Source organism: Streptomyces sp. NPDC032472, assembly GCF_040636955.1.
Lineage (GTDB): Bacteria > Actinomycetota > Actinomycetes > Streptomycetales > Streptomycetaceae > Streptomyces.
Genome location: NZ_JBEZVK010000045.1, coordinates 37498 through 57595, shown reverse-complemented (window position 1 = coordinate 57595; position 20098 = coordinate 37498). Strand labels below are relative to the sequence as shown.

The following is a 20098-nucleotide window of genomic DNA, read 5'->3' as shown; positions in this document are numbered from 1 at the left end:
GACCTCGATGAGGTACGGGCGGCCCAGCTCGGCACCCTTGCGCAGGGCGGCCAGCAGCTCCTCGCGGGTGGCGGCCTTGGTGGCCTCCACGCCGGCGGGCCGTGCGCCCGCCGGGCCCGGCGACAACGGCTGATCCGACCCTCCTGACGCGGCCCGCAACGGGGCCGGCGGGAAACCCTCTTCACCCAGGAAGTGAGCACTCACATGGCCGACACCGCCGACACCGCCGACCAGAAGAAGTCCGACCGCCGTCGCCGCCGGGCGCGGCTGCTGCTGCCGCCCGCGTGGTGGCCGTTGCCCGCCGCCGCCCTGCTCGGGCTGGCCGCGGGCGGCGCGTACGGAGTCCTCAAGGCGCCCGAGTACGCCGCGACCAGCTACGTCGTGGCCGTCCCCGACGACACCACCGAGCCGGCCACCGCCCTCGGCTTCGCGCAGGCGTACGCCCGTATCGCCACCAGCAGCTCCACCCTCGCGTACGCCCAGCCCCGCGCCGGCATCGACGCCCGCCGGCTGCGGACGCACGTGCGGGCCGAGACCTCCCCCGAGTCCCCGATGATCGCCGTCACCGGCACCTCCCGCAGCGCCGCCGAGGCCGCCGACATCGCCAACGCGGTCGCCGACGCCCTCTCGCTGAGCAGCAACCAGGCGGCCAGGAACACCGGTGTGCAGCTGATCCTGTTCAGCCAGGCCGTCGCCCCGGCCGAGCCGGCCTCCCCCTCGGCCCCCGTCAGCGGCGCGGTCGGCCTGTGCGCCGGCGGCCTGCTCGGCGGGCTGTGGCTGCTCGCCCGACCCGGCCGGGCGCGGCGCCTGCAGGACACCGCGGCAGGGGAGGCCGAGGAGACGAGGGAGACCAAGGAGATCAAGGAGGTCAAGGAGGTCGAGGAGTACGCCTCCCTGCCCGCCCAGGGTGAGCACGGCGGTCACACCGAGGCCAAGGAGAAGGAGTCCGTGCGATGACCACGGGCTCCACCGGGGCCCTGTCGGTGACGCTGTGCCGCGACCCCCGGCAGTTCGCCGCCCTGGAAGAACCCTGGAACCGGCTCTTCCGCTCCTGCCCCACAGCCACCCCGTTCCAGAGCCACGCCTGGCTCCACTCCTGGTGGCTGTCGTACGGCCGGGACGGGCGGCTGCGCCTGGTGCTCGTGCGCCGCGACGGGGAACTCGTCGGCGCGGCCGCGCTGACGCTCGTCCACCGGCCGCTGCCGCTGCTCGTACCGCTCGGCGGCGGCATCACCGACTACTTCGACGTCCTCGTGGCCGCCGACCACGCCGAACAGGTCGTCCCGGCACTGGCCCGCGGCCTGCACCAGGCCGCCCGCGGCGCCGTCGTCGACCTGCGCGAGGTCAGGCCCGGGGCGGCCGCCGAGGCGGTCTACGACCAGTGGCCCGGCGCCCGCGCCAAGCTCACCGACTCCACCTGCATGGAGCTGCCCGCCCTGCCGTTCGACGAGCTGGTCAAGCGGATGCCGGCCTCCGGGGCCCAGCGGGTGCGGGCCAAGCTCCGCAAGACCGACGCGGCCGGGATCGAGGAGCACGAGGTCACCGAGCACGAGGTGCCGCGCGCTGTACGGACGCTGCTGCGGCTGCACGAGAAGCAGTGGCGCGGCCGTGGGGTGACCCCGGAGCACCTCAAGCCGCGCTTCGCCGAGCACCTGACCCGGGCCACCCGGCGGATGGTCCGGGCCGGCGAAGGACGGCTCACCGAGTTCCGGCTCGACGGGAAGGTGGTCGCCGCCAACGTCACCCTGCTGTCGGGCGCGCTGAGCGGCGGCTACCTCTACGGGGCCGACCCGGACCTGCGGACCAGGAAGGTCGACGTGGCGACGCTGCTGCTGCGCTACGAGGCCGGCCGCGCGCTGGCGGAGGGCCGCCCCGTGGTGAGCTTCCTGCGCGGCAGCGAGCCGTACAAGAACCACTGGCGGCCCGACACGGTCGTCAACCAGCGGTTCCTGATGGCCCGTTCGGCGCTCGCGCCCCTGCTGCGGCTGCACGAGTCGCAGGTCGCGGGGCGCGAGCGGGCGGTGGACGCGCTGCGCGAGGCGCTGCCCGCCGCCCGGGACTGGCGGGCCCGGCTCAACGAACTGCGGGTCCGATGACGGCTCTACCAGGGCCAGAAGCCGGAGTCCGCACCCCAGTTGAGGGTGATGCAGACCGACTGCTTGCCGACCAGCTTGGAGAGCCACTCGCCGACGTTGATCGGCACGCACCACTGCGTGCTGTTGACCGGCGAGGGCCGCTGCGGGCGGGGCGGCGGGGACGGCTGCGGCTGCGGCTTGGGCACGACCGGGCTCGGGACCGGGCTCGGCCTGTGGGGCGAGGCCGACGGCGAGGGCACGGGCGCGGGCTCCGGGGCGGGGTTCTCGGGGCTCGGCCCGACCGGGACCGGCGCCGGCTCCACCGGGGCCCGGCTCGGCTCGACGGGTACGGGCGTCGGCTCCGCCGGGAGCGGGGACACCGGGGCGGGCACCTGGGGAGAGGGCACGGCCTGCGAGGGCTTCGGCACGGGGATCCCGGGCAGCGGGATCTGCGGCGTGGGCACGGCCGGCGTCGGCACGACGGGCGTGGGCACCACCGGGGTGGGCACGACGGGCGTCGGGACCACGGGCGTCGGCACGACCGGCGTCGGGACCACGGGCGTCGGGACCACCGGACCGGGCACCTCCGGCATCAGCCTCTTGCGGAACGCCCACGCCGACTTCGGGTTCTGCTTGCACTGCCACACGCCGTGCGGGCAGTAGTCGGTGATGGTGTGGTAGACCGGCTTCTGCTCGTCGATCCACTGGAGCATGCGCCGCACGTACTCGGGGTTGTCCCCGCGCCGGAACAGTCCCCACTCCGGGTACGAGACCCGCTTGCCGTGTGCTTTCGCGAAGTCGACCTGGTGCTGGAGCCCGTACGGCTGAGTGATCATGTCGTCGAAGGTGCGGCCCGGACCCTGGTCGTACGAATCCATGCCGATGATGTCGACCACGTCGTCGCCCGGGTAGCAGCGGGTCCACCCGATCGCGTCCTGACCGCGGTTGGGGGCGAAATCGAACGAGAACTCCTGCCCGGGAACGGAGCGCATCGTGTTGACGATGCGCCGCCAGTACGCCTTCCAGCGGTCCGGGTCCGGCGCGCAGCGGTGGGTGTAGGTGACCCCGTTCATCTCCCAGCCCAGCACGATCACCGTGTCCGGCACGCCCAGCTGCACCAGCCGCTCGGCGAGCCGCCTGAAGTGGTGGTCGTACTCGCCGTCCGCGCCCGCCCGGATCAGCCGGGCGACCTGGCCGTCGGGCACCCTGCCCTCGTTGCGCTCCTGCATGGGCACGTTGAGGACGAACATCCGGCCCTGCTTGGCCTGGCGCCACTCGGCCCAGTCCTCCAGGAAGCCGACGCCGCCCTCGATGCCGGCCCACCGGTCGCCGGGCAGATACGTGTGGCCGACCCGGATCTCCCGGCCGCCGAGCCAGCTCGACAGGAACGGGATCCGGGCGACCCCGCGGCGCCCGTAGTCGAGGTAGGCGCCCATGGCGGTGTCCGGCGGTGTCTGCGGCTGGTCGTCGTCGGGGGCCGCGAGGGCGGCACCGGTGGCGAGCAGCCCGGCCGTGACCGTACCGATGCAGGTGCTCGCCAGGCGGCGGTGTGGTCTGGGCATGGCATCTCCCGGGCTCTCCTGAATCGGTGTGCTTGTCACAGACGTTAGGCATCACATCCGACGAATGGCCTGTCCGGTGACAGCCCGTGTAGGCCATTCGCAGTTGCGCACCCTCCCCGCTTGGTCCGACTAGGTGAAAGACACCGTTTCCATGTACGAGTTCGCCGGCCACGTGCCCGCTGTTGTGCTCAGACTCGACCGGAATCCGTTCCACCACGGAACCCTCGGCGCCGTCAGATCCCTCGGTCGCAAGGGCGTGGAGGTCCATGCCGTCGTCGAGGCCGGGGGAGGTCCCATGGGGCGCTCGCGGTACCTGCACGCCGTACATCCCGGTCCGTCGGGCGGGTTGGACCCCGAGGCGCCGGAGGCGCTGCTGGAATGCCTGGTCGGGGTGTCCGAGCGGATCGGCCGGCCGGCGGTGCTCGTCGCGATGGACGACCTGAGCGCCATCGCCGTCGCGCGGATCGCGCCGATGCTCGCCGGGCGGTTCCGGATCCCCCATCAGCCCGACGGGCTCCCGGCGCGCGTGGCCGACAAGGCGGAGCTGTCGCTGCTGTGCGCGCGCTGGGACATCCCGCACCCGGAGACCGCGATCCCGGCCGGCGGGGCCGAGGCCGCCGAGGCCGCCTGGCGCCTCGGCCTGCCCGCGGTCGCCAAGTGGAGCCGGCCCTGGCTGCTGCCCACGGAAGCCGGACTGCGCAGCACCACCCTCGTGCACACCGCCGCCGAGGCGCGTCGGCTGTACGAGCGCTCCGCGGAGGCCGGGAGCCGGCTGCTGCTCCAGCGGTTCCTGCCGGCGGGCACCGACACGGACTGGTTCTTCCACGGGGCCTTCGCGCGGGGCGGGCGCCCGCTGCTCGCGGGATCGGGCCGCAAGGAGCTGTCGTGGCCGGTGCGCACCGGGCTGACGGCGGTGGGGCGCTGGCTGCCCGACCCCGCGGTGGAGGAGGCCGGGCTGCGGATCGCCGAACGCCTGGGTTACCAGGGGATCCTGGACCTGGACTTCCGCCGCGACGAGAGCGGCTGCTTCCGGTTGGTGGACTTCAACCCCCGGCCGGGGGCGCAGTTCCGGCTGTTCACCGACGCGGGCGGGCTGGACGTCGTACAGGCCCTCTACCTGGACCTGACGGGGCAGCGGGTCCCGCGGCCGTCCGGCGGGCCCGGGCGGGTGTTCGTCGCGGAGAACTACGCGCTGCTGGCGTCGCTGCGCGGGCGGCAGTGGCCGCTGCAGCCGGTGCGCCGGACGGGGGCGGTGCCGGTCGTACCGGCGGGGCGCCGGCCGGAAGGCGGGCCGGAGCGGGTGCCGGAGCGCGGCGCAGAGCGCACGCCGGAGCGGGTGCCGGAGCGCACGCCGGAGCGCCGGGCGGTGTCCGCGCCGGTGCGCGGGACCGGGCCGCTGCGGGTGGTGCCGCGGGCCGAGCGGGGGCGGGTGGAGCCCGCCTGGTTCGCCGCCGACGATCTGATGCCGTTCCTGGCGATGCTCGCCGCGTTCCTCGGCCGCGGCGCGGGCAAGGGAGCGAGGGTCCTGCGCACGGTTCCCGCGCACGGCCGGCGCACGGCGCGCGCGGTGGTGAGCGCCCCGCGCCAGCGCGTGCGCGACCTGGCCCCGCCCGCCGCGCCGCCAGCCCCCGGCCCGCCGCCGCCCGCTCCCGGACATCCGTCGGCGACCGTGGCGCCGGCCAAGCCCGCCCCGCCGTCGCCGCCGCCGGCCGCGACGGCGCTGCAGGGCCCGCCGGGCCCCGCGGCAGCCGCCGAACCGGACGAGCTGGTGACCCGGTGAGGGGCCGGGAGCCGGTGCGGTGCCCCCTGCGCGCGACACCGGGCCCCGCGGCGTTTGGTGCGCCGGGCCGGGGTAAGCCGGAGGTGACGGCGCGTCCGGCCCCCGGCCCCGTACCGCCGCTGAGACCGGTGGAGTACCCATGAGACTGGAGGGACAGCGGTGACGCGGATGGACGATCTCGTCGTGGTCGGCGCCGGGCCGTACGGGCTGTCGATCGCCGCGCACGCGAGGGCGGCCGGGATCGGCGTACGCGTGCTCGGGCGGCCCATGGCCTCGTGGCGCGACCACATGCCCGAGGGCATGTACCTGAAGTCGGAGCCCTGGTCCTCCAACCTGTCCGCCCCGGGCGGCCGACACACCCTGGCCGAGTACTGCGCCGGCCGCGGGCTGGCCGCCGAGCACGGCCGCCCGCTGCCGATCGACGTCTTCAGCGCGTACGGCCTGTGGTTCGCCCGGCGCGCCGCGCCCGAGGTGGAGGAGGTGACCGTCACCGAGGTCACCCCGCAGGGCGACGGCTTCCGCATCCGCACCGCCGAGGGACCGCCACTGCTCGCCCGCACCGTCGCCCTCGCCGTCGGGGTGATGCCCTTCGTCCGCCACCCCGAGGCCCTGCGCGACCTGCCGGCCGGCCACTACTCGCACAGCAGCGGCCACCGCGACCTCTCCCGCTTCGCCGGGCGGGAGGTCGCCGTCGTCGGAGCCGGGCAGGCCGCCCTGGAGACCGCCGCCCTGCTCGCCGAGACCGGGGCCCGGCCCGTCCTCATCGCCCGGCGGTCCCGGCTGAACTGGAACACCGTGCCCCAGCCGTTGGAGCGGCCGGCCCTGCGCGCCCTGCGCAATCCGCACAGCGGGCTGGGCACCGGCTGGCGCAGCTGGGTGTGGTCCGAGCTGCCGTGGGCGGTGCGCCGGCTGCCCGCGCCGACCCGGGAGCGGATCGCCGCGACCGCGCTCGGGCCCGCCGGGGCCTGGTGGCTGCGCGACCGCTTCGAGCAGCGGGTGCCCGTGCTGCTCGGGCACCGGCTGCACCGGGCGGTCGCGGTGGGGGACCGGACCCGGCTGGGGCTGACCACCGCGGCCGGCGAGTCCGTCGTACTGGACGTCGCCCACGTCATCGCGGCCACCGGCTTCCACCCGGACCTGGCGCGGCTGGGGCTGCTGGACGCCCGGCTGCGGGCCGCCCTGGAGACCGTCGGGGACGGCGGCACGCCGGAGCTCGGCGCCGATTTCGAGTCGTCCTGGCCGGGGTTGTTCTTCGCGGGGCTGTTGACGGCTCCCTCATTCGGCCCTTCCATGCGATTCGTGCACGGTGCGGGGTTCACGGCGGGGAGACTGGTCGCAGGAGTCCGAAGGCGCCTCGGGGCCCGGGGCCGGCCGACCGGCCCCCTGGGGACCGCACGGCCCGTCCGGGCCGGGGCGGGGCATCCGAAGACGTCTGCGCGGTGAGCTGAGAGGGGTCGCCGATGAGTGCGGAGCAGCGAGCACAGGGCCGCGGCTGGGTGCGGATCCCGGCCAGCCGTACGGAGCAGCCCGCGCCCGCGAGGGCCGCACCGTACGGCTCCTCGTACGGGGGCCCGTACGGCCCTCCCGCGCATGCGGCGCCGGACCAGACGACGATCTACCTGTCTCTCGTCGAGCGCTGGCGGGAGGCCGGACGCACCCTCCCGGGGCATCCTGACGAGGAGTGGGAGCGGCTGATCTCCCAGCCGTGCTGGCCCGGCCGTTAGGTGGTGTGACTGGTGGCAGCGGCGGAGCGCGACAGATCCGGACACGGACCGGGGCACGGACCGGTGCAGGGCCACGGGCCCGGTCAGGGGCCGGGCCACGCCCCCGGGCAGGGGCACGGCCCGCGGCCCGGGCCGGCCCGCCACGACCCCGTGACCGGTCCCGGGCAGCGGCTCGCGCTGAACGGCATGGGCAGCTTCGAGTGGGACCTGGAGGCCGGGACCCTGTCACTGGACGCCTCCGCGCACGAGGTCTTCGACCTGGAACCGGAGGAGTTCGACAACACCCCGGACGGGCTCGGCCTGCGGATCCCGTCCGACGACGCGGCGCGCCTGGCCGATTCGGTGCGCTCCGCGCTGGACGGGGGCGCCGAGACGTACGGCTCGTACTTCACGGTGCAGCGGCGCGACGGCGCCGACCAGTGGACCCACACCCAGGGCAGGATCCTGCGCGACAGCGGCGGGCAGGCGCGGCGCATCGTCGGGATCGTGCGGGACGCGACCGCCGAGCTCGCCCACATGACCGTGCTGCGCAAGCTGGAGTCGGCGCGGGCCAAGCAGGCGACGATCGTGCAGCGGACCACCGAGGCCCTGTCCCGGGCGGTGACCGTCGACGACGTCACGGCGGCGCTGACCGGGGCGGGCGCCCTGGAGCGGCTGGGCGCCGACGGGCTGGCGCTGGGGCTGGTCGAGAACGGCGCCATCAAGATCATCGCGCTCAGCGGTGAGTCGCTGGAGATCCTCAGCGAGCGCAGGTTCACCCGGCTCGACGGCTCCCTGCCGCTGTCCCAGGCGGTGATCACCCGCAAGGCCCGGTTCGTCACCTCGCTCACCGCGCTCGCGGGCGAGTTCCCGATGCTCGCGGACTACCTGAACCGGATCCGCTTCGACGCGGCCGCCTACCTGCCGCTGATCGCCCAGGCCAAGGCGATCGGGGGGCTGGTGCTGTTCTACCGGCGGCGCACCGAGTTCAGCCCCGAGGAGCGCAACCTGTGCCTGGGCCTGGCCGGCATCGTGGCGCAGTCCCTGCAACGGGCGCTGCTGTTCGACCAGGAGCGCGAGTTCGCCACCGGCCTGCAGGCCTCGATGCTTCCGCGCCGGATCCCGGAGATCACCGGCGGGGAGATCGCCGTGCGCTACCACTCCGCGTGGAGCGGCCGCGAGGTCGGCGGCGACTGGTACGACGTGATCGCCCTGCCCCGCGACCGGGTCGGCCTCGTCGTCGGCGACGTCCAGGGGCACGACACGCACGCGGCGGCGATCATGGGCCAGCTCCGGATCGCGCTGCGGGCGTACGCGGGCGAGGGGCACCCGCCGTCGACCGTGCTGGCGCGGGCCTCGCGCTTCCTGGCCGAGCTGGACACCGAGCGTTTCGCCACCTGCATGTACGCCCAGGTGGACCTGGAGACCGGCGGCGTACGGGCGGTCCGCGCGGGCCACCTCGGGCCGCTGATCCGGCACACCGACGGCCGGACCGGCTGGCCCAACGTGCGCGGCGGGCTGCCGCTCGGGCTGGCCTCCGTCTTCGAGCAGGAGGACTTCCCCGAGACCCGGCTCGACCTGGTCCCCGGGGAGACGCTGGTGCTGTGCACGGACGGCCTGGTGGAGGAGCCCGGCACCGCCATCACCCAGGGCATGGAGGCCCTCGCCCACGCGGTCCGCAGTGGCCCGCAGGAGGCCGGCGCGCTCGCCGACCACCTCTCGGACCGGCTCTGGGAACGCTGGGGCTCCGGCGACGACGTGGCCCTCCTGGTGCTGCGCCGGGCCCCGGACCCCGGCACCCACCGGGCCCCGCGGATCCACCAGTACATCCACCAGGCCGACCCCGAGGGCCTGTCGGAGGCCCGGTACGCGCTGCGGCAGGCCCTGCGGGACTGGGGCATGCCCGAGCTCGCCGACGACGTGGAGCTCGCGGCCGGGGAACTGCTGGTCAACGCACTGCTGCACACCGACGGCGGAGCGGTGCTGACCATGGAGGTGCTGCCCGAGCCGACCCGGCGGATCCGGCTGTGGGTGAAGGACCGTTCCAGCGTCTGGCCGCGCCGCCGCACGCCGGGGGAGGCGGCCACCACCGGGCGGGGGCTGCTCCTGGTGGACGCGGTGGCCACGCACTGGGGTGTGGAGTCCCGCGGCGAGGGCAAGGCGGTGTGGTGTGAGTTCGACACGGCCGGCAGCGCCCGGAGGGTGGGGTGACCGGGCGCTCACGCCGAGTTGCGGCGGACCTTGGGCGGGGTGACGATGCCCTCCATGAGACCGACGTGCCCGAGCTGTACGGAACGGATCCCCCCGTGCGCCGCCGCCTGAGCCGGCGCACCGCCCCTGCCCTGCTGGCGCTGCTCCTGCTGGCCGCCGGACTGCCGACCGCCGTCGACTGGGCGACGGGCCGCCCGCACGCGGAGCCCGGATGCCAGACGGTCGCGTTCATGTCGATGACGGGCGTGGCGCCCGCCTGCCGGTAGCGGCGGCTACCGGCCGGCACGGGGTGCACGCGGACGCCGTGACCCGGCTCAGGCCACGATCTCGCCCTCCTGGACGTCCTCGGCGGAGACGCTGGTCGACTTCGGCATCAGCCCGGAGAAGCGCACCTCCTGGAGCCGGGCCTCGAACCGGGCCGCCCCGGGGTGGACCTCGCCGGGCAGGCCGAGGCTCTGCGGGAGCCTGCCGGTGGTCTGCCACTCGTGCTGGGCGCCGTCGCAGACGGCCTCGCCGGCGCTGGTGGTCAGGTGCGTCCCCTCCTGCACCACGGTCGCGGAGATCTGCTTCGCCCCCATGGGTGACCCCCCGTCGCAGCGGTAGGTGCCGGAAAGGGTGATCGTGCCGTCCTCGCCGATCTGAGCGAACGGCTGTACGGAAATGGCTGAATTGTTGGGCGCGGCAGCGGCCGGTGCTGTGAATGCGGCAGCGGCGGTCAGAGCGGAAAGAGCGGCCAGGGCCATTCGGCGGCCGGTCGTACCCATCGTTCCTCCAGGTGGATTCGGGCGTCGGAAATCCGTCGGAACGCATTGTGCTGGCAGTCGGGCGCCAACTGGCCGCGCACACCCGTGTCGGTGTGTGCAATTCCCCGCTCGGGCGCGTGAGACTGGCCGGAATACGTCCCCGAAGGTCCCCGAAGGGATCGCGCATGCGCCAGTCCGCCTCCCGCTCCGCCCTTGCCGCCGCCCTCCTGCCCCTCCTGCTGTTCGGCGCCACGGCCTGCTCCGATTCCTCCGACGGCGCCGCGCTCGCCCCCGCGGCGGCGCCCGCCGTCCCGGTGGACGACGGCGCGCCGGGCGCCGAGGACGATCCCGCGGCCGCTGCGGCCGGCGCGGGCCCGGGGCAGGGCGTCGTGAAGGAAGCCCATGTCGGCGACTCCGTGAAGTTCCACGGACGCCAGGTGGGCCGCCACCTCCAGGCCGTGCTCAACGCCTACGTCGACCCCGCGGTCAGCGTCGAGAAGGACTTCTCCCCGCCCGCCGGGAAGCGCTGGGTGGCCGCCTCGATGTCGTTCGTCAACGTCGGCGGCGCCTCGTACGGGGCGCTCGGGCACATGTGGGCGTACGACAGCGCGGGTCAGCGCCACGGCGTGGTGCGGACCGGTGAGCTGACCACCGGCAAACCCCTCGTCTTCGATTCCCTCGCGGTCGGTGAGCGGGCCGAGGGATGGGTCGTGTTCGAAATTCCGCAGAACGCTCGCATTGTGCGCCTGCAGTATCAGGACGCGAACGTCCAGTCGAATTCCGGAGAAGGATTCTGGGCGGTCTAGCCCGCCCGGGTGAAAGGCCGTGAAGGGGTCATCGGCCGGGCGACTAGGGTGCGGCGCATGACTTCAACTCAAGCCGAAATCGACCGGTCCCAGCTCGGCACCCTTTCGGTGCTCGCTTGGATCGGCGACCCCTCCGAGGGCCACGACATCCCGTACCTCCTCGCCTACACGCTGGGCGACGGCCCGCAGGGCAAGGAGGCCGGCGAGGGCGCCGCCCGCGGGCTGCTGGAGGAGATCGGCCTGCCCATCGGCGACGTCGTCATGGACGGCACCCGCAACCCGAACGCCTTCCCGGTGCAGATCGTGCTGGCGGACAGCCAGATCGCCCTCACCATGCCCGGACTGAACGCCACCTGCACCGCCCCGAAGGAGTGGGTGGACGCGGCGAACGAGAGCGGCCAGGCCTACTTCCTGTTCGCCACGCGCGCCTGGCCCGAGGCCGTGCCCGGCCGGCCGGTCGACCCGGAGACCCTCCGGGCCTTCGCCGGCGACGAGGAGGTGCTCACCAGCAGCGCACACTGCGTGCTGTCGGTGCGCCGCCTCCAGTAGCGGCCGGGCCCGGCCCCCCGCCCCGGCCGCCGGGCTCCCAGCCTGCCCGGCGGCCGGCCCCTTGTCCCGCCGCGAGCGCCGCCGACCGCCGGGTGCGCCGCCGACTGCCGTGTGCGCCGGGCCGCGTGCGCTACGGCTGGTCGAACGCGAACCGCAGCGACCGGACGCGGTTGTCGAAGTTCGACCCCGCCAGGTCCGGCAGCCCCACCGCGCGCAGCCCGACCGGCCGCGTCAGCAGCTCCCGGAACAGGGCCTTCATCTCGACCCGGGCCAGGTGGGCGCCCAGGCAGAAGTGCGGTCCGCCGCCGCCGAAGCCCAGGTGGGGGTTGGGAGAGCGGGTGATGTCGAAGGCGTCGGGGTCGGGGAAGACCGCCTCGTCGCGGTTGGCGGAGGCGTAGTAGAGCACCACCTTGTCGCCGGGCCGGAACAGGTGCCCGCCCAGGGTGTGTTCGGCGGCCACCGTCCGGCGGAACTGGATGATGGGCGTCGAGTGCCGGATCATCTCGTCCACCGCCCCGTCCGCGTACGCCTCGAAGTCCTTCAGCAGCAGGTCCCGTTGGTCGGGGTGGTCGGTCAGCAGGGTCAGCCCGTGGGTGATCGCGTTGCGCGTGGTCTCCACTCCGGCGACCATCAGCAGGGAGAAGAACGCCCCGAGTTGGCGGGCCCCCAGCGCCTGCCCGTCCACGTTCGCGCAGACCAGCGCCGAGATCAGGTCGTCGGTCGGGTTCTTGCGCCGCTCGCGGCCGATGCCCGCGACCATCCGCTGCATCCGGGCCAGCGCCCGAAGCCCCCGGCCGGGCATCCGCAGCCGGGAGGCCAGACCCCGCTCGACACCGATGTTCTCGGAGGCGTGGTTGACGCGGTCGGCGATCTCCGGTCGGTGGCGCTCCGGGATGCCCATCATGTTGCAGATGACCTCCAGCGGCAGCCGGGACGCCACCGCCGAGACGAACTCGTCGGGCTCCTCGGCCAGTACGTCGTCCACGATCCGCGCGGCCACCGCGTGGATGTCGGCCTCGGCGGCCGCCAGCAGGCGGGGTGTGAACGCCCGCTGGACGATCTTGCGCAGCTGGGCGTGGTCGGCGCCGTCCAGGTTGACCATCGAGTCCCCGAACAGGGCCCGCACCCACCGGGCCGGCTCGGGCGTGGTCACCCCGGGGGCGCTCGCGAACACCTTCGGCAGCCGGCTCGCCTCCTGTACGTCCGCATGGCGTACGAGCGCCCAGTGCCCGCGGCCCTTGCCCTCCGGCACGTAGACGGGGGAGTCCAGGGCCCGCAGCCGGGCGAAGGCCGCGAGCCGGGCGGCCGGGGGCTGCTGCCAGAACGCGGGGTCGGCGAGCTCCCCGTACTCCGCCACCGCCGAGCCCGTGTTCACGTACCGCTGTACCGGGACGTTCATCGTTTCTTCTTCCTGTCGCCGGCGCGGCTGCCGCGGCCGACGCCGCCCGCGCTCCTCACGCACCAGAACGCTCCCGGTCGGTCAAGGTCACGCCCAACGCGACCGTGGCCGCGGCGACCAGCCCCGTCCACAGCACCGCGTGCGTCCCGGTCCAGGCGCAGGCGAGGATGACCGCCGCGGACACCGGCAGGGTCAGCTGCTGGGCCGCGCCGCGCTTGAAGTGCCGGGAGTGCAGCAGCCACACGAAGGCCAGGAACAGCGCCGCCGGCACGCACACCGCGAGATTGGCGGTGAGCTGCGAGACGTGGGCCTTGCCGACCGTGTGCTCGATCGCCACCTCGATCCCGGCGCCGATGGCGGCGGCCGCCGCGAAGATCACGTAGTGCCCGTACCCCCACGGGATGGCCTCCCGGTTGGTCCGCAGCCGGTCGTGCGCCGGGACGGCGAAGTAGATCCACCAGGCGGCGAAGACCAGCAGCAGCCCGCCCGCCGCGATCGGCAGCAGTTCGCCCAGCGCCTCGTGCTCGTCGATCGCGGACTGGACCGCGACCGTGCTGGCGGCGATCGTCTCGCCGAGGACGATGATGGTGAACAGGCCGTACCGCTCGGCGATGTGGTGCGGATGCCACTGCGTCTGGTGCCCCCGCTCGGCCACCACCGGCACCATCAGCTCCGCCATCACGCACACGACGAACAGCCACCGGCGGCTGCGCTCGGGCGCCGCGAGCAGGGACACCCACGCGGCCTGGCAGACCACCAGCCCGACCGCGTAGGTCAGCGCGCAGCGGCGGGCCGCGCCCTGCTCCCCGGCTGCCGCGCGCAGCCACTGCACCGTGAGCGGCAGGCGCATCACCACGTAGCCGATGACGGCGATGGTCCAGTCGTTGTCGTTGAAGGCGCGCGGGATACCGGCCGAGTAGATGAGCACGCCGGAGATCTGCACCAGGGTCGCCACCCGGTAGGGCACGTCGTCCACGTCGTAGGCGGAGGCGAACCAGGTGAAGTTCATCCAGGCCCACCAGACGCCGAAGAACACGAAGAGATAGCCGCTGACACCACTGCCGACGTGGTCCTCGGCGAGCGCGTGGACCAGCTGCCGGCCGGCCTGCGCCACCGCGACGACGAAGCACAGGTCGAAGAACAGCTCCAGCGGGGTGGAGGCCCGGTGGCTCTCCTCCCGGTCGCGCGCGGTCATCGGTACGTACGTCATACCGCCCAGCACACCAGTCGCGGACCGCCCCGCAGGCAAGGCGCGCAAGTGCCCCGGTGATCCGACCCCGGGGGACGGCGGGGCGTCCACCTTCCGGCAGATCCCGGTGATCTTCCGGGAGCAGCACATGCGCAGGCCGCGGGCCGGGGCCCGCAGGCGCAGGCCGCAGCGCTGAAGCAGTCGGAGATGGAGGCGGGCGCCGTCACCGGCTTCTCCTCCGCCATCGCGGCCTACGGCTTCTTCTTCGTCCCCGCGATGTTCGCGGCGATGGCCGTGACGAGCGCGCTGTGGCTCTTCATCGGCTTCTACGCCACCTGCCTGGCCGTGTGCTGGTGGTTCTACGCCCGCAGGGGCGCCGAGGCACCCAGCTGACCCGGGCCGCGGGGAAGGGCAGGGGCCGGGGCGCCCGTACCCTGGAGGCATGAGCAGCGCCCCCGCCTCCGACCCGCAGCCCGCGTCCGCACCCGTACCCGCGGAGAGCGGATCGCGGGCCGAGTCCGCGGCCGCGCCGAAGCCCCGGCCGCGGCTCGTCTTCGACGACCCGCTGGACCAGCAGTCCGCGGACGACACCGACCGCGGGTGGGGTGAGCGGCCGCCGTCCGCCGGGAGCGCGGCCGACCTGGCCCGCTTCCTCGACGAGAAGCCGCCGCACCACCTCTGACCGGCTAGTGCCGGGATCCGGGGATCCCGGATTCGCCGCTGCGGCGCTGGGTGACCAGCTCGTCCCGGATCTCCTTGAGGACCTCCAGCTCGGTGACCACGACGGTCTCCTGGACGCCCTCCCGGACCTTGCGCCGCTGCTCCATCCGGGCCAGGTACTTCGCCATGGGCAGCACCATCAGGAAGTAGACGACCGCGGCGGTGATCAGGAAGGTCAGTGCGGCGTTCAGCACGGAACCCCAGAGGATGTTGACGCCGATCGCCTCCCCCTTGGCATCGACGCCGCACGGGCCCTTCAGGCAGGAGGAGTAGCCGTCCAGGCTCTTCGTGCCGATGGCGCCGACGAGCGGGCTGATGATCCCCTTCACCACCGAGTTCACGATGTTCGTGAACGCGGCGCCGATCACCACGGCTACCGCCAGGTCGACGACGTTGCCGCGCATCAGGAAGGCCTTGAAGCCCGCCAGGACGCTCTCTTTCTTCTCGCTCACCACTGAGTCTCTCCTCGAATCCGCCCGACATGGAGCCAACGGTTCCGAAAGCTACGGCAGTCGGGGCCCGGCGTGTCCAATCGGCGGCAGATCCGCGGCGACGTGAGAGCACGCCCGTCCGAATCCGCACGACTGTCCGCTTCAGCACAGCGCCACCGCCAGCCGCGCCACCGCACCCGCCCCCACGAGCTCCCGCGCGGTCTCCCGGGGCACCGCCAGGACCACCAGCGCCCCGCCGTCCCCCACGCCCTGCTCCGGTGCGGGCACTTCGGCGACCCGGGCCCCGGCGGCCACCACCCGGGGCGCCCCGGTGCGCTCGGCCGCGACCACGTCCACCCGGTCCCCGGGCCGCAGCAGCCGCACCGTCGCCGCATCGGCGATGCGGACCGGTGCCGACACCATCCGCACCGGCGCGGGCGGCGGTTTCGCCACCGGTGGCGCGGCCCCACGGGACGCCTGGGCGGCCTGGGCGCCGCCCGCCACGGCCAGCGCGGCCGCGGCGACGGCCAGCGCCGCCGAGGCGCCCCGCCGCCGGCGCCGCAGGGCCCGGCGCAGCCGGTCCCCGCCCCGGCCCACCCGCAGGGGCGGAAACGCGGGCACGGGACGGGCGGGAGGACACGGAGAGAGGGAAGCAGGGGCGCAACGGCCCTGCGCGGACCTGGACATGACGACCACCACCGAGCTGGGTAGGTACCGATGCCCGGACCCGGCGTCCGGACACCCCTCACGATCCGCCGCCCCGCCCGCCCCTGTGGACGATCCCCAGCCTGTGGACAACCCCCTCACCCGTCCGGGCTACTCCCCGCCCGTCCCGCCTGCGGTCTCCTCGCGCAGCACCAGCTCCAGCAGCCCCGGAAACCGCGCCTCGAACTCCGCCCGCCGCAGCCGGTTGACCCGCCGCGGCCCCTGGTCGCGCTGTTCGAGCAGCCCCGCCGAGCGCAGCACCGCGAAGTGGTGGCTCAGCGCCGCCTTGCCGACGGGCACGTCGAAGGTGCCGCAGGCCCGCTCCCAGTCGCCCGCCGCCGCGAGCTCCCGTACGAGCCGGAGCCGTACCGGATCGGCCAGCGCGGCCAGCGCGGCCTGCACGGGCACCTGCTCCGGGTGGGTGTGCTCTGGTTCTGCCCGGTGTCCCATCGCGGCTCCTCGCCCCCTTCTCGTCCGCCTGCCCTTGCGGAGTGTTCGATGAAGACCGTACATTCGCACCCCAGAGCAGTGTTCGCTTTTCGTTGAACAGTCTAGTGGCCGGGGGATACAGCCATGCGTGCGATCGAGTTCCAGGAGTTCGGCGGACCCGAGGTGCTCCGGGTCACCGAGGTGCCCGTACCGGAGCCCGGCCCGGGCGAGGTGACCATCGACGTCGCCTACGCCGGGGTCAACTTCGCCGACCTCAAGGCCCGATCGGAGGGCTACCGCGTCCCGGCCCTCCCGTTCCGCCCCGGCCTGGAGGTCTCCGGCCGGATCCGGGCCGTCGGCCCCGGCGTCGAGGGACTCGGCCCCGGCCAGGAGGTCGCCGCGCTCACCGCCCACAGCGGCTATGCCGAGGTCGCCCTCGCCCCCGCCGCGACCGTCTTCGCACTGCCCGAGGGGATCACCCTGCGCACCGGCGCCACGCTGCCGACCGTCCTGCCCACCGTCCAGGCCCTGATCCACGAGGTCGGCCGGCTGCGCGCCGGCGAGAGCGTCCTCGTCCACGGCGCGGCCGGCGGCGTCGGCACCGTGGCCGGCCAGGTCGCCCGGCTCGCCGGAGCGGGCGCCGTCTACGGGGTCGTCTCGCGCCCCGGGAAGGCCGAGGAGGCCCTCGCGTCCGGGTACGACGAGGTGTTCGTCGGCGACGGTTTCCCCGAGGAGGTGCGCCGGGCCACCGGCGGCCGCGGCGTCGACCTCGTCCTCGACCCGGTCGGCGGCGACACCCTGCGCCGCAGCCTCGGCACCCTCGCCCGCTTCGGCCGGCTCGTCTCGTACGGAAACGCCGGCGGGGCCGCGCCCTGGCAGGCCGGCCCGGGCGAGCTGTACCCGCGCGGACTCTCGGTGGCCGGCTTCTCCGTCCTCGCCCTGGCCCAGGACGACCCGGAGGCGCTGCGCGCCATCGCCGCCGCTTCCTTCCGGCTCGCCGCGAGCGGCGCGGTGGAGCTGCCGGTCACCGCGGAGTTCCCGCTGTCCGCAGCCTCCGAGGCGCACCGCCTGATGGACGGCCGCACCACGACGGGCAAGCTGCTGCTGCGCGTGGCGGGCGAGTAAGCCCCGGCCCCGGTACGTGCGCCCCCAGCCGCCCCCAGCCCTACGGCAGCTCGATGCCCAGGTCCCAGCCGTCGTGTGCGTGCGTGCACAGGCAGTCGCGGGAGTCGGTCGGCGGCAGGGCGGCCACCGCGTCGAAGAGCACCTCGCGCAGCCGTCCGACGTTCTCGCCGAACACCCGCAGCACCTCGGTGTGGGAGACGCCCTCGCCGGTCTCCGCGCCCGCGTCCAGGTCCGTCACCAGCGCCATCGACGTGTAGCAGAGCCCCAGCTCGCGCGCGAGGACCGCCTCGGGGTGGCCGGTCATGCCGACGACCGACCAGCCCATGGCCGCGTGCCACTGCGATTCGGCCCGGGTGGAGAACCGGGGGCCCTCGATGACGACCATGGTCCCGCCGTCCACCGGCTCCCAGGCCCGGCCCCGCGCCGCGGCGAGCGCCACCGACCGCCCGACCGGGCAGTACGGGTCGGCGAAGGTGGTGTGCACGACGTTGGGAACGGTCCCGTCGGGCAGCGGCTCCCCGTCGAAGAACGTCTGGGCGCGGGACTTCGTACGGTCGACCAGCTGGTCGGGGACGAGCAGCGTGCCCGGACCGTACTCGGCGCGCAGCCCGCCGACCGCGCACGGGCCGAGCACCTGGCGCACGCCCATGGAGCGCAGGGCCCACAGGTTGGCCCGGTAGTTGATCCGGTGCGGCGGGACCTTGTGGCCGCGGCCGTGGCGGGGCAGGAAGGCGACCTGCCGCCCGGCCAGCTCGCCGAGGAAGAGGGAGTCGCTCGGGGGCCCGTACGGGGTGTCCACCTGGACCTCGGAGACGTCCTCCAGGAAGGAGTAGAAGCCCGAACCGCCGATGACACCGATCTCTGCGTTAGCCATGCCGCCACCCTAACCGGGCGTGCGCGAAGGCCCCGCTGCCCGAGGGGGCGGCGGGGCCTTCGCGAGGAACCGGGTGGTGGGCCGGGTCAGGCGGCCGAGGTGGAGCTCGAGCTGCTGCCCGACGACGAGGCGGCCGGGGCGGCAGAGGCCGTCGACGTGGTGGACGACGCCGGCTTCGAGGAGGAGGCGGGGGTGCTGCTGGACGAGGCACCGCGGCTGTCGTTCCGGTAGAAACCGGACCCCTTGAAGACGATGCCGACCGCGGAGAACACCTTCTTCAGGCGTCCCTTGCAGCTCGGGCACTCGGTCAGTGCGTCATCGGTGAACTTCTGCACGGCCTCAAGGCCCTCACCGCACTCAGTGCACTGGTACTGGTAGGTCGGCACGAATTTCCTCCTGGCACTCTGACTCGATGAGTGCTAACGATGCTCCATGGTGACGTATTCCGGTCGATCAGTCCACCGTCACCGGCACGCGGTGACCGACACCACGCTCGGCGGCGTCCGCCGCTCCCGCGGAGGAGCTGATGATCCGGCTCGGGGCCTTCGGGGCCAGCTTCGCCCGCAGCGCCACCAGGGTGACCAGCGCGAGCGCGGTGGCCGCCATCGGCACCAGGAAGCCGTACGAGGACCCGTGCGCGTCCGTCAGGCGGCCGGCCACGATCACGGCGACGGCCTGCCCGAAGGCGACCGCGCCGGTGAGCCAGGTGAAGGCCTCGGTGCGCGAGGCGGCCGGGACCAGCTGCTCGATCATCGTGTAGCCGGTGATCAGCGCGGGGGCGATGCACAGACCGACGAGCAGGCCGATCGCGCCCATCAGGACCGCCGAGTTCACGGCCCACAGGACCGAGGCGGCCGCGGTCAGGCCGACGTAGCCCAGGATCAGGCGGCGGCGCGGGCCGATCTTCCAGGCGACGGCGCCCATCGTGATGCCGGCGACCATGTTGCCGGCCGCGAAGATGCCGTACAGCAGCCCGTTGGCGCCGGGGTTGCCGATCTCTTCGGCGAAGGCGGTGAGCGAGACCTGCATGCCGCCGAAGACGGCGCCGATGCCGAGGAACGCGACGATCAGGACGCGCAGGCCCGGGAAGGACAGCGCCGAGGCGTGCTTCTCGCCGTGGGCCGTCTGCGGGACGGCGTTCGGCTCGGTGGCGCGCTGCGCGGCGAAGAACAGGCCGCCGAGCAGGGTCAGGGCCGCTTCGGTGGACAGGCCGGCCGCCGGGTGGACGCCGGTGCACAGGGCGGTGGCGAGCACCGGGCCCACGACGAAGGTGAACTCGTCGGTGACGGACTCGAACGCGGCCGCGGTCGGCAGCAGCGGGGAGCCTTCGAGCTTGGCCGCCCAGCGGGACCGGACCATCGGCCCGACCTGCGGGACGGAGGCGCCGGCCGGGACGGCGGCCAGCGCGAGCGCCCACAGCGGGGCGCCGAGGAGGGCCAGCGCGGTCAGGGCGGAGACCGCGGCGGCGTGGACGAGGACGACCGGCACGAGGACGGCGCTCTGGCCGCGGCGGTCGGTGAGCTTGCCCATGACCGGGGCGAACAGGGCCATGGAGACGCCGGTGACGGCGGAGACGATTCCCGCGTCGCCGTAGGAGCCGGTGGCGTGCTGGACGAGCAGCAGGATGCTGATGGTCAGCATGCCGAAGGGCAGGCGGGCGGCGAAGCCGGGGAGGACGAAGGAGAGGGCGCCGGGTGTGCGCAGGAGCTGCCCGTAGCCGGGTCGGGCGGACGTGTCGGTCGTGACCGCGGATGTCACGGCCTGGCCTTTCCGCTGCCTGGTAGAGCATCCCCGTCT

Annotated in this window: 22 protein-coding genes; 12 read left to right on the top strand and 10 right to left on the bottom strand. The window is 74.3% G+C overall.

Annotated features, from left to right (window positions below; all coding sequences use genetic code 11):
* Positions 1 to 204: 204 nt before the first annotated feature.
* Together AB0F11_RS26685 and AB0F11_RS26680 are read left to right on the top strand one after the other, a co-directional pair.
* Positions 205 to 957 (top strand): lipopolysaccharide biosynthesis protein, encoded by a 753-nt coding sequence (locus tag AB0F11_RS26685; RefSeq protein ID WP_362178594.1) that lies wholly within the window; start codon positions 205 to 207, stop codon positions 955 to 957.
* A complete protein-coding gene (locus tag AB0F11_RS26680; RefSeq protein ID WP_362178592.1) occupies positions 954 to 2096 on the top strand; it encodes a GNAT family N-acetyltransferase in 1143 nt (380 codons plus the stop codon). Before AB0F11_RS26685 ends, AB0F11_RS26680 begins: the two co-directional genes overlap by 4 nt.
* 5 nt (positions 2097 to 2101) lie before the next feature.
* On the opposite strand, the gene AB0F11_RS26675 is transcribed toward AB0F11_RS26680, so the two are convergent.
* On the bottom strand, positions 2102 to 3637 hold the full coding sequence (locus tag AB0F11_RS26675; protein ID WP_362178589.1) for a glycosyl hydrolase: 1536 nt from the start codon (positions 3635 to 3637) through the stop codon (positions 2102 to 2104).
* A gap of 151 nt (positions 3638 to 3788) precedes the next feature.
* Between AB0F11_RS26675 and AB0F11_RS26670 the strand changes: the two genes are divergently transcribed.
* From AB0F11_RS26670 to AB0F11_RS26650, 5 genes are all read left to right on the top strand, one after another.
* Positions 3789 to 5417, top strand: a complete 1629-nt coding sequence (locus AB0F11_RS26670; RefSeq protein ID WP_362178587.1) for an ATP-grasp domain-containing protein — start codon at positions 3789 to 3791, stop codon at positions 5415 to 5417.
* A gap of 168 nt (positions 5418 to 5585) precedes the next feature.
* Positions 5586 to 6860, top strand: a complete 1275-nt coding sequence (locus AB0F11_RS26665) for an NAD(P)-binding domain-containing protein (RefSeq protein WP_362178585.1) — start codon at positions 5586 to 5588, stop codon at positions 6858 to 6860.
* A 17-nt stretch (positions 6861 to 6877) separates the two neighbouring features.
* Complete coding sequence (locus AB0F11_RS26660) at positions 6878 to 7141, top strand: hypothetical protein (protein WP_362178582.1); 264 nt, start codon at positions 6878 to 6880, stop codon at positions 7139 to 7141.
* Positions 7142 to 7327: 186 nt separating this feature from the next.
* Entirely contained in the window at positions 7328 to 9331 is a 2004-nt protein-coding gene (locus AB0F11_RS26655; RefSeq protein WP_362178610.1) for a SpoIIE family protein phosphatase, read from the top strand.
* A 65-nt stretch (positions 9332 to 9396) separates the two neighbouring features.
* Positions 9397 to 9597, top strand: coding sequence for a hypothetical protein (locus tag AB0F11_RS26650; protein ID WP_362178580.1), 201 nt, complete (start codon positions 9397 to 9399; stop codon positions 9595 to 9597).
* Between the two features lie 48 nt (positions 9598 to 9645).
* On the opposite strand, the gene AB0F11_RS26645 is transcribed toward AB0F11_RS26650, so the two are convergent.
* A complete protein-coding gene (locus AB0F11_RS26645) occupies positions 9646 to 10095 on the bottom strand; it encodes a DUF6299 family protein (protein ID WP_362178578.1) in 450 nt (149 codons plus the stop codon).
* A gap of 164 nt (positions 10096 to 10259) precedes the next feature.
* On the opposite strand from AB0F11_RS26645, the gene AB0F11_RS26640 reads away from it, so the two are divergent.
* Together AB0F11_RS26640 and AB0F11_RS26635 are read left to right on the top strand one after the other, a co-directional pair.
* Positions 10260 to 10880: a hypothetical protein gene (locus AB0F11_RS26640; RefSeq protein WP_362178575.1), complete on the top strand. Its 621-nt coding sequence runs from the start codon at positions 10260 to 10262 to the stop codon at positions 10878 to 10880.
* A 57-nt stretch (positions 10881 to 10937) separates the two neighbouring features.
* Positions 10938 to 11429, top strand: a complete 492-nt coding sequence (locus tag AB0F11_RS26635; protein WP_362178572.1) for a DUF5949 family protein — start codon at positions 10938 to 10940, stop codon at positions 11427 to 11429.
* Between the two features lie 130 nt (positions 11430 to 11559).
* Here AB0F11_RS26635 and AB0F11_RS26630 read toward each other — a convergent pair whose 3' ends face one another.
* Entirely contained in the window at positions 11560 to 12828 is a 1269-nt protein-coding gene (locus AB0F11_RS26630; protein WP_362178570.1) for a cytochrome P450, read from the bottom strand.
* Between the two features lie 55 nt (positions 12829 to 12883).
* Complete coding sequence (locus AB0F11_RS26625; protein WP_362178567.1) at positions 12884 to 14038, bottom strand: low temperature requirement protein A; 1155 nt, start codon at positions 14036 to 14038, stop codon at positions 12884 to 12886.
* Positions 14039 to 14224: 186 nt separating this feature from the next.
* Here AB0F11_RS26625 and AB0F11_RS26620 point away from each other — a divergent pair, with 186 nt between their 5' ends.
* Both AB0F11_RS26620 and AB0F11_RS26615 read left to right on the top strand, forming a co-directional pair.
* The gene (locus AB0F11_RS26620; protein WP_362178564.1) at positions 14225 to 14410 is read left to right on the top strand and encodes a hypothetical protein; all 186 of its coding nucleotides are present in this window, start codon (positions 14225 to 14227) and stop codon (positions 14408 to 14410) included.
* Between the two features lie 49 nt (positions 14411 to 14459).
* Positions 14460 to 14699, top strand: a complete 240-nt coding sequence (locus AB0F11_RS26615) for a hypothetical protein (protein WP_362178561.1) — start codon at positions 14460 to 14462, stop codon at positions 14697 to 14699.
* Positions 14700 to 14703: 4 nt separating this feature from the next.
* On the opposite strand, the gene mscL is transcribed toward AB0F11_RS26615, so the two are convergent.
* From mscL to AB0F11_RS26600, 3 genes are all read right to left on the bottom strand, one after another.
* On the bottom strand, positions 14704 to 15189 hold the full coding sequence (gene mscL / locus AB0F11_RS26610) for a large conductance mechanosensitive channel protein MscL (protein ID WP_362178558.1): 486 nt from the start codon (positions 15187 to 15189) through the stop codon (positions 14704 to 14706).
* A 141-nt stretch (positions 15190 to 15330) separates the two neighbouring features.
* The gene (locus tag AB0F11_RS26605) at positions 15331 to 15789 is read right to left on the bottom strand and encodes a hypothetical protein (RefSeq protein ID WP_362178555.1); all 459 of its coding nucleotides are present in this window, start codon (positions 15787 to 15789) and stop codon (positions 15331 to 15333) included.
* A 195-nt stretch (positions 15790 to 15984) separates the two neighbouring features.
* Positions 15985 to 16323, bottom strand: coding sequence for a helix-turn-helix domain-containing protein (locus tag AB0F11_RS26600; RefSeq protein WP_362178553.1), 339 nt, complete (start codon positions 16321 to 16323; stop codon positions 15985 to 15987).
* Between the two features lie 123 nt (positions 16324 to 16446).
* Between AB0F11_RS26600 and AB0F11_RS26595 the strand changes: the two genes are divergently transcribed.
* Positions 16447 to 17427: a zinc-binding dehydrogenase gene (locus AB0F11_RS26595; protein ID WP_362178550.1), complete on the top strand. Its 981-nt coding sequence runs from the start codon at positions 16447 to 16449 to the stop codon at positions 17425 to 17427.
* A 40-nt stretch (positions 17428 to 17467) separates the two neighbouring features.
* On the opposite strand, the gene AB0F11_RS26590 is transcribed toward AB0F11_RS26595, so the two are convergent.
* The 3 genes from AB0F11_RS26590 to AB0F11_RS26580 form a co-directional block, all read right to left on the bottom strand.
* Positions 17468 to 18301, bottom strand: a complete 834-nt coding sequence (locus tag AB0F11_RS26590; protein ID WP_362178547.1) for an S-methyl-5'-thioadenosine phosphorylase — start codon at positions 18299 to 18301, stop codon at positions 17468 to 17470.
* Between the two features lie 86 nt (positions 18302 to 18387).
* Positions 18388 to 18687, bottom strand: coding sequence for an FmdB family zinc ribbon protein (locus AB0F11_RS26585; RefSeq protein ID WP_362178544.1), 300 nt, complete (start codon positions 18685 to 18687; stop codon positions 18388 to 18390).
* Positions 18688 to 18754: 67 nt separating this feature from the next.
* Complete coding sequence (locus tag AB0F11_RS26580; RefSeq protein WP_362178542.1) at positions 18755 to 20059, bottom strand: MFS transporter; 1305 nt, start codon at positions 20057 to 20059, stop codon at positions 18755 to 18757.
* Positions 20060 to 20098 lie beyond the last annotated feature (39 nt).

Excerpts from the sequence above, each read along its gene's own strand:
- AB0F11_RS26645 (WP_362178578.1), bottom strand. The coding sequence starts at position 10,095 with ATGGGTACGACCGGCCGCCGAATGGCCCTGGCCGCTCTTTCCGCTCTG.
- AB0F11_RS26660 (WP_362178582.1), top strand. The coding sequence starts at position 6,878 with ATGAGTGCGGAGCAGCGAGCACAGGGCCGCGGCTGGGTGCGGATCCCG.
- AB0F11_RS26630 (WP_362178570.1), bottom strand. The coding sequence starts at position 12,828 with ATGAACGTCCCGGTACAGCGGTACGTGAACACGGGCTCGGCGGTGGCG.
- AB0F11_RS26615 (WP_362178561.1), top strand. The coding sequence starts at position 14,460 with ATGAGCAGCGCCCCCGCCTCCGACCCGCAGCCCGCGTCCGCACCCGTA.
- AB0F11_RS26620 (WP_362178564.1), top strand. The coding sequence starts at position 14,225 with ATGGAGGCGGGCGCCGTCACCGGCTTCTCCTCCGCCATCGCGGCCTAC.
- AB0F11_RS26655 (WP_362178610.1), top strand. The coding sequence starts at position 7,328 with ATGGGCAGCTTCGAGTGGGACCTGGAGGCCGGGACCCTGTCACTGGAC.
- AB0F11_RS26675 (WP_362178589.1), bottom strand. The coding sequence starts at position 3,637 with ATGCCCAGACCACACCGCCGCCTGGCGAGCACCTGCATCGGTACGGTC.
- AB0F11_RS26590 (WP_362178547.1), bottom strand. The coding sequence starts at position 18,301 with ATGGCTAACGCAGAGATCGGTGTCATCGGCGGTTCGGGCTTCTACTCC.
- AB0F11_RS26640 (WP_362178575.1), top strand. The coding sequence starts at position 10,260 with ATGCGCCAGTCCGCCTCCCGCTCCGCCCTTGCCGCCGCCCTCCTGCCC.
- AB0F11_RS26625 (WP_362178567.1), bottom strand. The coding sequence starts at position 14,038 with ATGACGTACGTACCGATGACCGCGCGCGACCGGGAGGAGAGCCACCGG.
- AB0F11_RS26665 (WP_362178585.1), top strand. The coding sequence starts at position 5,586 with ATGGACGATCTCGTCGTGGTCGGCGCCGGGCCGTACGGGCTGTCGATC.
- AB0F11_RS26595 (WP_362178550.1), top strand. The coding sequence starts at position 16,447 with ATGCGTGCGATCGAGTTCCAGGAGTTCGGCGGACCCGAGGTGCTCCGG.
- AB0F11_RS26680 (WP_362178592.1), top strand. The coding sequence starts at position 954 with ATGACCACGGGCTCCACCGGGGCCCTGTCGGTGACGCTGTGCCGCGAC.
- AB0F11_RS26635 (WP_362178572.1), top strand. The coding sequence starts at position 10,938 with ATGACTTCAACTCAAGCCGAAATCGACCGGTCCCAGCTCGGCACCCTT.
- AB0F11_RS26685 (WP_362178594.1), top strand. The coding sequence starts at position 205 with ATGGCCGACACCGCCGACACCGCCGACCAGAAGAAGTCCGACCGCCGT.
- AB0F11_RS26600 (WP_362178553.1), bottom strand. The coding sequence starts at position 16,323 with ATGGGACACCGGGCAGAACCAGAGCACACCCACCCGGAGCAGGTGCCC.
- AB0F11_RS26670 (WP_362178587.1), top strand. The coding sequence starts at position 3,789 with ATGTACGAGTTCGCCGGCCACGTGCCCGCTGTTGTGCTCAGACTCGAC.